The sequence below is a fragment of the Pectobacterium araliae genome, from assembly GCF_037076465.1.
GTDB lineage: Bacteria > Pseudomonadota > Gammaproteobacteria > Enterobacterales > Enterobacteriaceae > Pectobacterium > Pectobacterium araliae.
This window is the reverse complement of record NZ_AP028908.1, coordinates 2,271,797-2,285,081: the sequence shown is the minus strand read 5'-3', so window position 1 is coordinate 2,285,081 and position 13,285 is coordinate 2,271,797. Positions and strand designations below refer to the sequence as shown.

Here is a 13,285-nt window from a genome sequence, read left to right as displayed (position 1 = left end):
CTTGATATTGAGATAACGTCATGTCCGCGCTGAAACCGCTTATGGAAGCCCATCAGGCCGCGATCTACTTTTTTGCTGTCATAGCCGCAGTGGCCACAGCCATGGTTATACCGGAAACAGAGCAACTGGATGTCATGATTAATCCGGCGCTGGCACTGATGCTGTTTGTTACGTTCCTGCAAGTTCCGCTGACTACAATCCGAAAAAGCATCACTCAGATTAGGTTCATCGGCGCATTGCTCGTTGCCAACTTCATCGTGATCCCCTTGCTGGTCGCGGCGCTACTGCCCTTTCTTCCTGCCGAACCGTTGATCAAACTGGGTATCATATTGGTGTTACTTGCGCCGTGTATTGACTACGTGGTGACATTCGCGCATCTGGGGCGTGCCGATGCGGCTCGCCTGTTGGCCGCAACGCCCATGCTGTTGATACTACAAATGCTGGCGTTGCCCTTTTATCTGACGTTATTTCTCGGCCATGGTGCCGCTGAGCTTATCGTTTTCGCGCCCTTTATCGACGCATTTATCTGGCTGATTGCCGTGCCTTTAGTGCTGGCTGCCCTTCTGCAATGGCTAGCGGCGCGGCAGCGCACAGTGGCAGTATTTTCGGATGCGTTGGGTTATCTGCCCGTTCCCGCTACCGCTCTGGTGCTGTTTATTGTGGTGGCGACAGTCATGCCCCAGTTGCGCACCACCTGGGAGGTGATTTTACGCGCCGTACCGTTTTATCTGCTTTTCGCGCTTTTGGCACCGTTACTCGGCTGGTTCACGAGCCGCGTGTTCCGGTTGGACTCCTCTGGCGGACGAGCTATAGCCTTTAGCGCCAGCACACGTAATTCTTTGGTTATTCTGCCACTGGCGTTGGCGATACCGGACGCGTTACCGCTACTTCCGGCGGTGATCGTCAGCCAAACCTTAGTTGAGCTACTCAGCGAGCTTATATATATTCGGGTTATCCCCAGGTTGAATGCGCCAGAAATAGAGCAAAAAAACTAATAAGAGCTTGTTTTTGTTCAATTACCGTCCAAGGTGCATGAGTTTTAGTGGTAACAATTGGCTATTTACTACAATTTCTTTTTATACTTTGTCATACAAAAACAGTAGCCAGACAATAACATTATGATTGATTCACTCCTGCCATTGACGGATATCCACCGCCATCTGGATGGTAATATCCGCGCCCAGAGTATTCTGGAGCTTGGACGTCAGTTCAATATTGCGTTACCTGCCAACGATCTTGAGGCTCTCCGCCCTCATGTTCAGATCACTAAAAACGAGCCTGACTTACTGAGTTTTTTACAAAAACTCGACTGGGGCGTGGCCGTGCTCGGGTCGTTAGACGCCTGTCGCCGTATCGCCTATGAGAACGTTGAAGATGCGATGAAAGCCGGGCTGGACTACGCCGAACTGCGTTTTTCTCCTTACTATATGGCGATGAATCATAAACTACCGATTGCTGGCGTTGTTGAAGCGGTGATCGACGGTATTACGGCAGGTAGTCGTGATTTCGATACCGACATTCGCCTGATTGGCATCATGAGCCGAACATTCGGCACGGAGGCGTGTCAGCAAGAACTGGATGCCCTATTGTCCCAACGAGATCGTATCGTTGCGCTCGATTTGGCGGGTGATGAACTGGGACATCCTGGCGCACAGTTTACTTATCATTTCCAACAAGCTCGCGATGCGGGCTGGCACATCACCGTTCACGCGGGTGAAGCCGCCGGGCCAGAAAGTATTTGGCAGGCGATTAACCAGTTGGGCGCTGAGCGTATCGGACATGGCGTTACCGCAATTATCGATCCTCGTCTGATGACGCACATGGCAGAGCATGGAATTGGCATTGAATCCTGTCTGACATCCAACATCCAAACCAGTACGGTGGAATCACTGGATAAGCATCCGCTGATCCACTTCCTGCGTTACGGCATTCCAGCCACGATCAACACCGATGACCCTGCGGTTCAAGGTATTGAGATTCGCCATGAATATGACGTCGCCGCCCCCCTTGCTGGCCTGACGGCAGTCGAAACCCGTAAAGCGCAGGAGAATGGCCTGAATATTGCGTTTATTAGCGAGCAAGAAAAGCAACTGTTGCGCGAAAAGGTGTTGCGCAAACGCGCCGCCGTGCAGTAATAGCGTCAAATCGATCCCCCTAGAATCATAACGCCCTCGGTCTTACATAGGCCGAGGGCGTTTTGCATGATGCGAGAGAGCGATAATTTTTTACTGACGAGGCGTATCCTGTTCCTTGCTTATCCGCTTGGCATAACGCTGAGCCAGTGCGGCACAAACCATCAATTGAATTTGATGGAAGATCATCAACGGCAGCACCATCGCGCCGACAGTAGCCGCAGGAAACAGTACGTTAGCCATCGGAATCCCATTTGCCAGGCTCTTTTTCGAACCACAGAAGACAATGGTGATTTCATCGGCGGTATTAAAGCCCAACTTGCGTGCAGCCAGCGTATTCACCACCAGCACAATCGTTAGCAGTACCATCGAACAACCCACCACAGCCAGCAGCGACCAGCCGTTGATTTGTCCCCAAATGCCCTCAACCACCGCCTCACTAAAGGCAACATAGACCACCAAAAGAATCGATGACCGGTCAGTAATATTAATCAGCTTACGGTGGCGTTCGACCCACTTGGCAATCAGCGGACGTGACAAGTGTCCAATGACGAAAGGCACCATCAATTGCATGATGATGGAACCGATGGCGTGTAGCGTATCCGTTTCGCCCCCCTGCGTTTGCATCAGCAAACCAACCAGAATCGGCGAGAGAAATACGCCCAAAATGCTGGATGCAGACGCACTACAGATGGCCGCTGCCACATTTCCCCCCGCCATAGAGGTATAGGCTATCGCCGACTGCACCGTCGCCGGTAGCGCACACAGATAGAGGAAACCAAGGTATAAGGTTGGTGTCAGCACAATCGGCGACAGCAGACTCATGCCCATACCCAGCAGCGGAAATAAAATAAACGTGCTGGCAAACACCACAAGGTGCAAACGCCAGTGCCCCATACCTGCGCTAATCGCTTCACGCGAGAGCTTCGCACCGTGCATAAAGAACAGCAGAGCAATTGCCGCGGTTGTCAGATTCTCAAAGAAAACCTTCGCGATACCGTGAGCAGGAAGAATAGACGCCGTCACCACGACCAGAATCAGAACCAATAAAAACTTATCAATACGTAACCGTTGTAACCACCCCATGCCCGACACCTTTCCCCTAGCCTGTTATCAGCCCAATGAACACCCTAATAATACGGGCGATCCTAAGATCGCCCGTTTAAACAAACTGTTAACTATCTGGAATTAAACGCAGTAAATCTAGTTATTTCTCAGCGTAACGGCTTTTTTCTGCTCACCGGAGAGCAACCCCAGCTCGATCAGTTCCATCACTTGAATCGCCTGATGCACGCTCACAGGGTTTTCGCCTTTCCCCAACAGCGCATCGCGTACTGCCGCGTAGTATGCCGGGTAGTTACCCGGGATCGTGGTGATGGTTTGCTCTGCCGTGATGCCATCGCGGGACAGCGTCAGCACACCATCACGCTTATCCTGCCCCCAATCGGCCAGCGGCGGACGTTCACCCGCTTTCAGACGGTCTTCTTGTGGATCGAGACCGTATTTTACAAAGCTGCCGCGCGTGCCATGCACGGTATAACGTGCGGAAGCCGCTGCCACCAGCATGCTGGCGTGCAAAACCACCCGCCGTTGTGGGTAAATCAGCGTCGCGTGGAAATAATCGGTGGCCTTACTGCCCGGTCTCAGTTGTGCCATATCTACCTGAATCGCCACGGGCAAACCAAACAGCTCCAGCGCCTGATCCAACAAGTGCGGCCCAAGATCGTACCAGATCCCGCTGCCTTCGCTGCCATCTTCACGCCAGCGCTGGCGAACTTCAGGGCGAAACCGATCGAAATGCGATTCCATGTACACCACATTTCCCAGCGTTCCCGCCGCCAGCAGCTGTTTCAACGTCAGAAAATCGCTGTCCCAACGGCGGTTGTGAAACACAGAAAGGACTTTTCCGGCACGCTCGGCAATCACGCCCAGATCGGATGCTTGTGACAACGTCACCGTAAACGGTTTATCGACAACAACATGTTTACCCGCTTCCAACGCCAGTTTCGCCAGCGGGAAGTGCGTATCATTAGGGGTGGGGATAACAATGAGGTCAATATCGGGATCGTTAAACAATGCCTGCGGGTCTTTCTCAACGCGTAAATTTGCCCAATCGGCATGCACTTTTTCAGCATTACTGCTGGATACGGCCACCAGTTCCATCCCTGCCGTCCCTGCAATTAACGGCGCGTGGAACGTCTTACTGGCATAACCGTAGCCCAGCAGCCCAACACGAACGGTCTCACTCATGACGATTCCCCTTAGCTCATTTGACTTTGTGATCTCTCACTCAGTATATACCCGTCATCCGGTAGATTGCAGAGAGGGATCGCCGCCAGGGGAGTCTGGCGTTAACCGCTCACGGAGCTTGGCAGCCGCTCTCCCCACGCCACGGGCAGCGTTTTGGCTGCCGGATAGTTAATTTCGCTGCTGCGGCGGCGAAAGTCGCTGGGGCTCACGCCGACCCGCTTACGGAACACACGTGAGAAATACAGCTGATCGTCATACCCCACCACGCGACCAATATTGGCGATGGATTCCTGTGTCGTCTGCAATAACAGTTTGGCGCGAATTACACGCTGATCTTCGCGCCAGCGCAAAATGTTAATACCCACCTGCTCGCGGAACAGATGTGCCAACCGCGACGGTGACAGGCAAACGTGCCGCGCCACTTCGTCAATACGCAGTTCTCCGGCCAGATTACTGGTAATAAACTGGCAGGCTTCAATCACGCGCGGATCCATAATCTTTTGTGGACTCTGTGGATCTTCTTCCATCGCTCTGAGCAACAGTCGTTCCAGCAGATTCATACCCAGTTCTTCCGAGAAACGCCGCCCGGAACGCTGCGTCTGCTCGATATTGGCAAACAGTCTGTCGAATTCCAGTAACAGTTGGTTATTCGGCAAGCTCATGCGACCAATCCCGCTACTTTTGGTGTGCCACTCCAGCCAGTCCGCCCAATAGGCGCGTGGACGAAAATAGACCCAGCGGTGATACCAGCAGTCGCTGCTTGGTGAGCGGCCATAAAAATGCGTCGATTTCGGCGGGAACAGCAGCAGGTCACCGGGATTACAGAAAAAGGTCTCATCGCCATCAAAGACCTGACCCTGTCCTTTCATGGTGAGGTTAATGATGTAACCTTTCATCCCATCGGGACGATCGATAAAGAAGTCGAGCGGCCCTTCTGCCAGAATCGGCGTCAGACCAGCTACAAGGTAAGCGTTGAACGAATATCCCGGCAGCAGCGGATTAGGCTGAGAGTCATGCGCCATACGGTGATACATCGAGCCTCCGGTACACGCTAGTAATGAGAGAAAGCGGCAGCGTTATTCATCTGCCGCATGGACATTTATACCGTTTTCTTCGCCAGCTGTTTATAGCGGTCGAAGATAACCGCCGCCAGCAGAATCAGACCGCGCACCACATACTGAGAGAACGGCGAGATATTGAGCAGGTTCATCGCGTTCTCCACCGTACCTAAAATCAGCACGCCAGCGACCACATAGGAAATTTTACCGATCCCGCCTTTTAGCGACACCCCCCCCAGCACACAGGCTGAAATAACAATCAGCTCATACCCGATGGAGGTCATCGGCTGGCCACTCGTCATACGCGAGGCCAGAATGATCCCCGCCGCCGCTGATACCAGACCAGACAAAGCGAAAATGATGATCTTAGTACGCACAACCGGCACCCCAGCCAGACGTGCCGCTTCTTCATTGCCCCCAATCGCCAGCGTATTACGGCCAAACGTGGTTTTGTTCAACAGCAGGCCAAACAAAATCATACAGCCGATGGTGATCCAGATTGGCGCAGGCAAGCCCAGCCAGTTGGCATAACCCAGTTCGAAGAAACGCTCATCTTCAATCCCTACCGCTTTGCCATCGGAAATGATGTACGCCAGACCACGCGCAATCTGCATTGTCGCCAGCGTGGTGATCAGCGCATTGATCTTCAAACGGGCAATCACGAAACCGTTGAGTAAACCGAACGCCACGCCCAGCAGCAGCCCGGCACCGACGCCGATCCACAGGCTTTCACTGATATTAATCACCACCGCCGTCGCCACCCCGGCACAGGCGATAATAGAAGCCACCGACAGGTCAAAGTCGCCGGAAGCCAGACAGAACAGCATCCCGCAAGCCACCATACCGGACATGGAAATCGCCAGTCCCAGCCCTTTCATGTTGATAAACGAAGCAAAATTCGGCACAAAAATCGCGCAGCCAAGAAACAATACGGCAAAGACAACGAGCATGCCGTAGTTATCCCAAATGCGGGATAATCCCATACTCTCTTTCTTTTTTTCTGAGGTTGTAGACGTAACCGTTGACATTACTTTGCTCCTTTGCGGTCAGGCAACCGCAGATTCGATATCGGGGGTTCGTAGCATGGCCAGACTAAGCACCTTCTGTTCGGTAGCATCACCATGTCGCAGTTCACCGGAGACGGCACCTTCACGCATAACGATAATCCGATCGGCCAGCCCAAGCACTTCGGGTAAATCGCTGGAGGCAAACAGCACCGCGATCCCCTGATTCGCTAGTTCGTAGATGACATGATAAATTTCGTGCTTCGCGCCGACGTCGATGCCGCGCGTGGGTTCATCGAGCAAAATGACTTTCATCTCTTCGGACAGCCAGCGGCCAAGAATGGCTTTTTGCTGGTTCCCACCGGAAAGATTCATAATCAGCTGTTCAGCGGACGGCGTTTTGATGTTCAACGCGTCAATACGCTGCGCGGCGTTATCCGCTTCCCACTGGTTATTAATAATAAATCCAGCTTTCAGGCTCTTACGTCTTGCGCTGATATTGATGTTGTCACGCACCGAGTGCACCGGAATGATGCCATCCGCTTTGCGATCCTCCGGGCACAGCATCACACCTTGGCGAATCGCATCGATGGGAGAATTCACCACCAGCGGTTTACCATCCAACAACACCTGACCGCCAGTGATTTTGGTCGCGCCAAACAGCCCTTTCATCAGTTCGCTACGGCCTGCGCCAACCAGACCAAATAACCCGACAATTTCCCCCTGCTTCACACTCAATGAAATGGTGGATTTCACGCCCGGCGCTTTTACGTTTTTCAACGTTAAACGTTCCTCACCATGCGGACGCGGCGCATAGCCATAGATATCCCCCAGGTTACGCCCTACCATCGCCTGTACCAGCGACTCATGGTTCACCTGCCGCATATCGTCAAACGTGCGCACATAGCGGCCATCTTTAAACACGGTAATGGCATCGCTCAGCGCAAAAATTTCTTCCATTCGGTGTGAAACGTACAAAATGATCCGGCCTTCGCTACGCAGTTCCTTAATCACCCGGAAGAGTTGTTCAATTTCACGGGCAGACAGCGAACTGGTCGGTTCATCAAAAGCAATAACTTTGGCATTGCGAGCCAGTGCCTTGGCGATTTCCACCATTTGCCACTGCCCGATCGACAAGTATTTCAGCGGCGTATCAGGATCGATATCCAAACCCAAATGCTGCAACTGAAGTTTGGCTTCATAGCGCAGTAGAGAATAGTTCACCATGCCATATTTATGCGGCAGTTGACCCAGATAAATGTTCTCGGCAACCGTCATTTCCGGCACCAAATGCAGTTCCTGATAAATGATGGCAACGCCCGCATTCAAGGCATCCATCGTATTAGTAAACTGCACCGGTTTACCCTGAATGTGGACTTCGCCCGCTGACGGTGAATAGTTGCCGCTCAGGATTTTTAACAGCGTCGACTTGCCCGCCCCGTTTTCCCCCATCAATGCATGGATCTGACCGGCATGGCAGGAAAAGCTGATATCTGAAAGCGCCTTAACACCGGGAAATTCTTTACCAATCCCATGAAACGACAAATAGGGTGACTGTGCTGTCATGTCTGTTTCCTCATAACAATGCAGGTAGAGCGCGGATAACACCTCGACCAGCGTTATCCGCGTCTTTACGAAATCAGGCGTGATTACATCAGGCCTTTTTTCTCCAGTTCGACCTTAAAGTTGTCTCGCGTGATCAGCACCACGTCGGTCACTTCGGTGAATTTTTCCGGCTCTACGCCTTTGGTGACCCAGTCATTCAGCATCTGGATACTTTTGTAGCCGTGAATATCCGGGCTTGGCAGCAGTGAGCCAAAGAATCCCGTTGCCTGACCTTTGGACAGTTCGCTCACCGCATCCACGCCGTTGATACCGATCCCAATCACGTTGTCCGCTTTAAAGCCCTGACCTTCCGTTGCACGCACGCCACCCAACACGGTGTTGTCGTTCATGCCGATAATCAGCCAGTTTTTCACTTTCGGATGCTGAACCAGCATGGAGTTGGCCGCGTCAAACGCACCGGGGATATCGTTAGATTTGGTCGGTACTTTGTAGATCTGTTGTTCCGGGAATCCTGCGGTTTTCAGTGCATCCATGGAGCCAGACGTACGGCGACGTGCGGTGTCCAGCTCATCAGAGGTAATCGCCATCACGGCGGTTTCATCCACTTTCCAGCCACGTTTATTCATCTCTTTATACAGTTCCTGCCCCTGACGCTCACCAATTTTGGTCGCCGCCATCATCACCAACGGCACCGTATCCATCGGTTGGCCTTTGGCGTTCACGAACTGGTCATCAACCGCAATAACCTTAAGATTGTAGCTACGCGCTTTGGCAATAATGGCAGGCCCTAATTTCGGGTCAGGGGTACAGATAACAAACCCTTTCGCCCCACTGGCCGCCAGGCTATCAATCGCGTTCAGGGTTTTTTCCCCATCAGGCACCGCAATTTTTATCACATCGAAACCGAGATCTTTTCCTGCCTTATCAGCGAATTTCCATTCGGTTTGGAACCAGGGTTCTTCCGGTTGCTTAACCAGAAACCCCAGTTTTACGTTCTCTGCCATAGCTGATTGTGACATAACTGCGGCTAACCCGATTACTGCCAGCGCCTTAGTGAATTTATGCATGATGTTCTCCGGTGTCATTATCTTTTCATTCGCCAGCGACGCTGAAACGAATTCGAGTTCCTGGTAGGGTATTTCCGGTCTGGATAAAGGAAAAACACAGGCTTAGCGCGATTCCTTTACTCAGTAGCATTCAGACGCTTTATGTTTTAGTCGTTATTATCGGTCCGAATATAGAGCTTTATCACATCTCAGAACAATGACAGGTTTGTGCATACATTTAGCGAATTTAACCAATCATTAACCTTTGACCAGCTTCACAAAATGGCTACTGGCGACAGAAAAATACATACTTCCAGCTAACCGCTCCTAACCGCCTCGTCCTATCCCTGCCTATCGTAAACAGCAACGATCTGGGATTAATGAGGAGCAAAGCATGAGCGCGGGCGCTATTACGATTGGTCTCGACTTCGGCAGTGATTCGGTACGCGCCTTAGCCGTTGACTGCCAAAGCGGGAAAGAGCTGGAAACAGAGGTGGTCTACTACCCCCGCTGGCGTGAGGGTAAATATTGTCAGCCTGCCAACAACCAGTTCCGGCACCATCCGCTGGACTATATCGAATCGCTAGAGCAGGCGGTTAAGGTCGTGGTTTCCCGCCTGACGGACGAACAGCGGCAGAGCATTATCGGTATTGGCGTGGATTCAACCGGATCAACCCCTGCGCCGATTGATGAACACGGTCAGATTCTGGCGCTGCGTCCCGAGTTTGCCAACAATCCCAATGCCATGTTCGTGCTGTGGAAAGACCATACGGCAATAGAAGAAGCGGATGCGATTAACGCGCTGTGTCGTAGCGGCCAGTTCCCGGATTACACCCGTTATATCGGCGGCGTTTACTCGTCTGAATGGTTTTGGGCCAAAATTCTCCATGTTTCGCGCGAAGATGTGGCAGTGCGGCAGGCGGCTGTTTCCTGGATAGAATTGTGCGACTGGGTGCCCGCCCTGCTTTCCGGTACGCAAGCGCCTGCCGATATACGTCGTGGTCGATGCAGTGCCGGACATAAGTCACTCTGGCACCCGAGCTGGGGTGGACTCCCCCCGAAAGATTTTTTATACGCGCTCGATCCTTGTCTGACCGAAACATTGCAATACCCGCTGTTTACCAATACCTGGACTGCCGAACAACCGGTCGGCACCATCACCGCTGAATGGGCACAGCGGCTTGGCATTCCCGAGACGGTCACGCTGGCAGGTGGCGCGTTTGACTGCCATGTCGGCACGGTCGGCGCAGGCGCGCAGCCTTATACGCTGGTTAAAGTGATTGGCACCTCCACTTGCGACATTCTGATCGCGGATGAAGACCGCATTGCCGATCGCACCATCGCCGGCATCTGTGGACAAGTCGATGGCAGCGTCGTTCCCAACTATATCGGCCTTGAAGCGGGACAATCCGCCTTCGGTGACATGTACGCCTGGTTTGGCAGGCTGCTGGGCTGGTCGTTACAGGAAGCGGTAAAAGACCATCCTGAACTTAAATCGTCCCTACAGGCGGTGGAAGCCAAGCTGTTGGAACGGCTCACTCGCCACTGGGCGGAAAAACCCACGCTGGATCACCTGCCTATCGTGCTGGACTGGTTTAACGGTCGCCGAACGCCGTTCGCCAATCAGCGATTAAAAGGCGTGATTACTGACCTCAATCTGGGCACCGATGCCCCCACGCTGTTCGGCGGTTTTATTGCCGCGACCGCCTTTGGCGCACGCGCGATTATGGAGTGTTTTGAAGATCAGGGCGTCCCTGTCGAAAACGTGCTGGCGCTGGGCGGCATCGCGCGGAAGTCCCCCGTCATCATGCAGGTCTGTACCGATGTAATGAATCGTCCCTTACAGATCGTTGCCTCCGATCAGTGCTGCGCACTCGGCGCGGCGATCTTTGCCGCCGTCGCCGCTGGCGTTCACAGCGATATCCCGACGGCACAACAGCATATGGCCAGTGGCATAGAGCGCACCTTAATGCCAGACAGCCAGCGCGTCGCCCGTTATCAGCAGCTTTATGAGCGCTATCAGCAATGGTGCCGCCATGCGGAACCCGCTTATAGCCCAGCGTCTACGGCAAAAGATTAATTTTATCCCTCTGGGGATCACGTACAGGAGTCATCATGGAACATTTTAAGCAGCTTGAAGTTTGGTTCGTCATCGGTAGCCAGCATCTCTATGGGCCGGAAACGTTGCGTCAGGTAAAAGAGAACGCGGAAAACGTCGTCGCCGGATTGAATCAACAGGCCAACCTGCCGATTAAGCTGGTACTGAAGCCGCTGGTGAAAACGCCGGACGAAATTCTGGCACTGTGTCGCGATGCCAATTATCAGGATAACTGTGTCGGCCTGCTGACCTGGCTGCATACCTTCTCTCCGGCCAAAATGTGGATTGGCGGCTTAAGCGTGCTCAGCAAACCTCTGTTGCAATTCCACACCCAGTTCAATGCCGAAGTGCCGTGGGACACTATGGATATGGATTTCATGAATCTGAATCAGACCGCACACGGCGGTCGTGAATTTGGCTTCATCGGCGCCCGGATGCGACAGGCACATCAAGTGGTGGTCGGCCACTGGCAGGATAAGAACGCACATGCCCGTATTGGCAAATGGATGCGGGTTGCCGCCGCCATTCAGGAAAGCAAACAGCTGAAGGTCGCGCGTTTTGGTGACAACATGCGTGAAGTTGCCGTCACCGAAGGCGATAAAGTCGGCGCGCAAATTCAGTTCGGCTACGCCGTCAGCGCCTGGGGGCTGGGCGATTTAACCGCTGTGGTCGATGCCGTATCCAAAGGCGATATCGATGCGTTGGTCGAAGAATACGAAGCCAGTTACCAGTTAACGGACGCGGTGAAACTTAACGGGGCTAACCGCCAGAATCTGCTGGATGCAGCCCAGATCGAACTCGGGATGAAACGCTTTCTGGAACAAGGCGGCTATCACGCGTTCACTACCGATTTTGAAAATCTGTACGGTTTGAAACAGCTGCCGGGGTTGGCGGTACAGCGTCTGATGCAGCAAGGTTATGGTTTTGGTGGCGAAGGTGACTGGAAAACCGCCGCGCTGCTGCGCATTATGAAAGTCATGGCGGGGGGGCTGGCGGGCGGTACGTCCTTCATGGAGGATTACACCTATAACTTCCAGAATGGTAACGATCTGGTCGTCGGCTCCCACATGCTGGAAGTCTGTCCGACGATTGCGAAAGAGCAGAAACCAATTCTGGATGCCCAGTACCTGGGTATTGGCGGAAAAGCTGACCCTGCCCGTTTGATTTTCTCAACGCCAGCAGGGCCATCTCTCAACGCCAGCGTGATCGACATGGGTGACCGTTTCAGAATGTTGGTTAATCTGGTTGATACCATCGAGCAGCCGCGCCCGCTGCCTAAATTGCCGGTTGCCCGCGCCATCTGGAAAGCGCAGCCGTCGCTGGAAGTGGCGGCAGAAGCCTGGATTTTGGCCGGCGGTGCGCACCATACGGTCTTTAGTCAGGCGTTGGATCTCGACCACATGCGGCTCTACGCAGAAATGCAGAATATTGAACTACTGGTGATCGACAACGAAACACGACTCCACGAATTCAAAGATGCGTTACGCTGGAACGAGGTGTACTACAAACTTTGTAGCCGCTAAGTTCACGCGTTGAGCAGGTTGTCTATGGTTCTTTCATTCGTAGACAATCTGCTCCTTTATAGGCATTCATCGTTCCTACATCACTGATGTGTCATCCCCTCAGCCTTAAAAACCGTTTTATTTTTCTGTCAATCTGTTATTTTTTATGTCCATTCGTTTGTTATTGAAAAATAAGCGTACTTTTTACATCCCCCTCTAGACAGGCTTCCTCGCTTGAATATACTTAGTCATCTCAACCACATAACTATCAGACCAATTTACCATGACCGTTCATGATTATTTGCTCAAATTCAGGAAAGTCAGTTCAACAGAAAGTCTGGAAAAACTCTTTGATCACCTCAACTATTCTCTGACAGAGAGTCAGGAAATCATCAACATGTATCGTGCTGCGGACCATCGGCGAGCTGAATTAGCATCCGGCGGACGCTTATTCGATATCGGCTGCGTGCCCAAATCCGTCTGGCGTTATGTTCTGTAGTGATAAACGGTTATCTGCGAAAAAAGAATAATTATGCAATAATTTCCTACCGGGCTATGACGCAGAACGCCTTGCGCGTTACTGTCTGATAGCCCGGCGTTCTTCTTACTTCAGAGAACCTAACCACCCG

At 52.6% G+C, this 13,285-nt stretch carries 11 protein-coding genes; 5 read left to right on the top strand and 6 right to left on the bottom strand.

The window, feature by feature from the left end; all coding sequences use genetic code 11:
* Positions 1 to 20 precede the first annotated feature (20 nt).
* Positions 21 to 995 carry an arsenic resistance protein gene (locus tag AACH44_RS10350; protein WP_261850104.1) on the top strand — a complete coding sequence of 325 codons (975 nt, stop codon included), beginning with the start codon at positions 21 to 23 and terminating at the stop codon, positions 993 to 995.
* A 123-nt stretch (positions 996 to 1,118) separates the two neighbouring features.
* Positions 1,119 to 2,135 (top strand): adenosine deaminase, encoded by a 1,017-nt coding sequence (gene add, locus AACH44_RS10345; protein ID WP_261850105.1) that lies wholly within the window; start codon positions 1,119 to 1,121, stop codon positions 2,133 to 2,135.
* A gap of 90 nt (positions 2,136 to 2,225) precedes the next feature.
* On the opposite strand, the gene AACH44_RS10340 is transcribed toward add, so the two are convergent.
* From AACH44_RS10340 to AACH44_RS10315, 6 genes are all read right to left on the bottom strand, one after another.
* Positions 2,226 to 3,218, bottom strand: coding sequence for a bile acid:sodium symporter family protein (locus AACH44_RS10340; RefSeq protein WP_261850106.1), 993 nt, complete (start codon positions 3,216 to 3,218; stop codon positions 2,226 to 2,228).
* Positions 3,219 to 3,335: 117 nt separating this feature from the next.
* Positions 3,336 to 4,382 carry an oxidoreductase gene (locus AACH44_RS10335; RefSeq protein WP_261850107.1) on the bottom strand — a complete coding sequence of 349 codons (1,047 nt, stop codon included), beginning with the start codon at positions 4,380 to 4,382 and terminating at the stop codon, positions 3,336 to 3,338.
* A 101-nt stretch (positions 4,383 to 4,483) separates the two neighbouring features.
* The gene (gene araC, locus AACH44_RS10330; RefSeq protein ID WP_261850108.1) at positions 4,484 to 5,416 is read right to left on the bottom strand and encodes an arabinose operon transcriptional regulator AraC; all 933 of its coding nucleotides are present in this window, start codon (positions 5,414 to 5,416) and stop codon (positions 4,484 to 4,486) included.
* A 65-nt stretch (positions 5,417 to 5,481) separates the two neighbouring features.
* Positions 5,482 to 6,468, bottom strand: coding sequence for an L-arabinose ABC transporter permease AraH (gene araH, locus AACH44_RS10325; protein WP_261850109.1), 987 nt, complete (start codon positions 6,466 to 6,468; stop codon positions 5,482 to 5,484).
* An 18-nt stretch (positions 6,469 to 6,486) separates the two neighbouring features.
* The gene (araG, locus tag AACH44_RS10320) at positions 6,487 to 8,010 is read right to left on the bottom strand and encodes an L-arabinose ABC transporter ATP-binding protein AraG (protein WP_261850110.1); all 1,524 of its coding nucleotides are present in this window, start codon (positions 8,008 to 8,010) and stop codon (positions 6,487 to 6,489) included.
* Between the two features lie 83 nt (positions 8,011 to 8,093).
* A complete protein-coding gene (locus AACH44_RS10315; RefSeq protein WP_261850111.1) occupies positions 8,094 to 9,077 on the bottom strand; it encodes an arabinose ABC transporter substrate-binding protein in 984 nt (327 codons plus the stop codon).
* 373 nt (positions 9,078 to 9,450) lie between these two features.
* On the opposite strand from AACH44_RS10315, the gene AACH44_RS10310 reads away from it, so the two are divergent.
* From AACH44_RS10310 to ydgT, 3 genes are all read left to right on the top strand, one after another.
* Positions 9,451 to 11,136 carry a ribulokinase gene (locus AACH44_RS10310; RefSeq protein ID WP_261850112.1) on the top strand — a complete coding sequence of 562 codons (1,686 nt, stop codon included), beginning with the start codon at positions 9,451 to 9,453 and terminating at the stop codon, positions 11,134 to 11,136.
* 35 nt (positions 11,137 to 11,171) lie between these two features.
* The gene (araA, locus tag AACH44_RS10305) at positions 11,172 to 12,677 is read left to right on the top strand and encodes an L-arabinose isomerase (RefSeq protein ID WP_261850113.1); all 1,506 of its coding nucleotides are present in this window, start codon (positions 11,172 to 11,174) and stop codon (positions 12,675 to 12,677) included.
* 262 nt (positions 12,678 to 12,939) lie between these two features.
* Positions 12,940 to 13,155, top strand: coding sequence for a transcription modulator YdgT (gene ydgT / locus AACH44_RS10300; RefSeq protein ID WP_261850114.1), 216 nt, complete (start codon positions 12,940 to 12,942; stop codon positions 13,153 to 13,155).
* The last annotated feature ends 130 nt before the right edge of the window (positions 13,156 to 13,285 follow it).

Coding starts and splice junctions, on each gene's coding strand:
- AACH44_RS10350 (WP_261850104.1), top strand. CDS start 21: ATGTCCGCGCTGAAACCGCTTATGGAAGCCCATCAGGCCGCGATCTAC.
- add (WP_261850105.1), top strand. CDS start 1,119: ATGATTGATTCACTCCTGCCATTGACGGATATCCACCGCCATCTGGAT.
- AACH44_RS10340 (WP_261850106.1), bottom strand. CDS start 3,218: ATGGGGTGGTTACAACGGTTACGTATTGATAAGTTTTTATTGGTTCTG.
- AACH44_RS10335 (WP_261850107.1), bottom strand. CDS start 4,382: ATGAGTGAGACCGTTCGTGTTGGGCTGCTGGGCTACGGTTATGCCAGT.
- araC (WP_261850108.1), bottom strand. CDS start 5,416: ATGTATCACCGTATGGCGCATGACTCTCAGCCTAATCCGCTGCTGCCG.
- araH (WP_261850109.1), bottom strand. CDS start 6,468: ATGTCAACGGTTACGTCTACAACCTCAGAAAAAAAGAAAGAGAGTATG.
- araG (WP_261850110.1), bottom strand. CDS start 8,010: ATGACAGCACAGTCACCCTATTTGTCGTTTCATGGGATTGGTAAAGAA.
- AACH44_RS10315 (WP_261850111.1), bottom strand. CDS start 9,077: ATGCATAAATTCACTAAGGCGCTGGCAGTAATCGGGTTAGCCGCAGTT.
- AACH44_RS10310 (WP_261850112.1), top strand. CDS start 9,451: ATGAGCGCGGGCGCTATTACGATTGGTCTCGACTTCGGCAGTGATTCG.
- araA (WP_261850113.1), top strand. CDS start 11,172: ATGGAACATTTTAAGCAGCTTGAAGTTTGGTTCGTCATCGGTAGCCAG.
- ydgT (WP_261850114.1), top strand. CDS start 12,940: ATGACCGTTCATGATTATTTGCTCAAATTCAGGAAAGTCAGTTCAACA.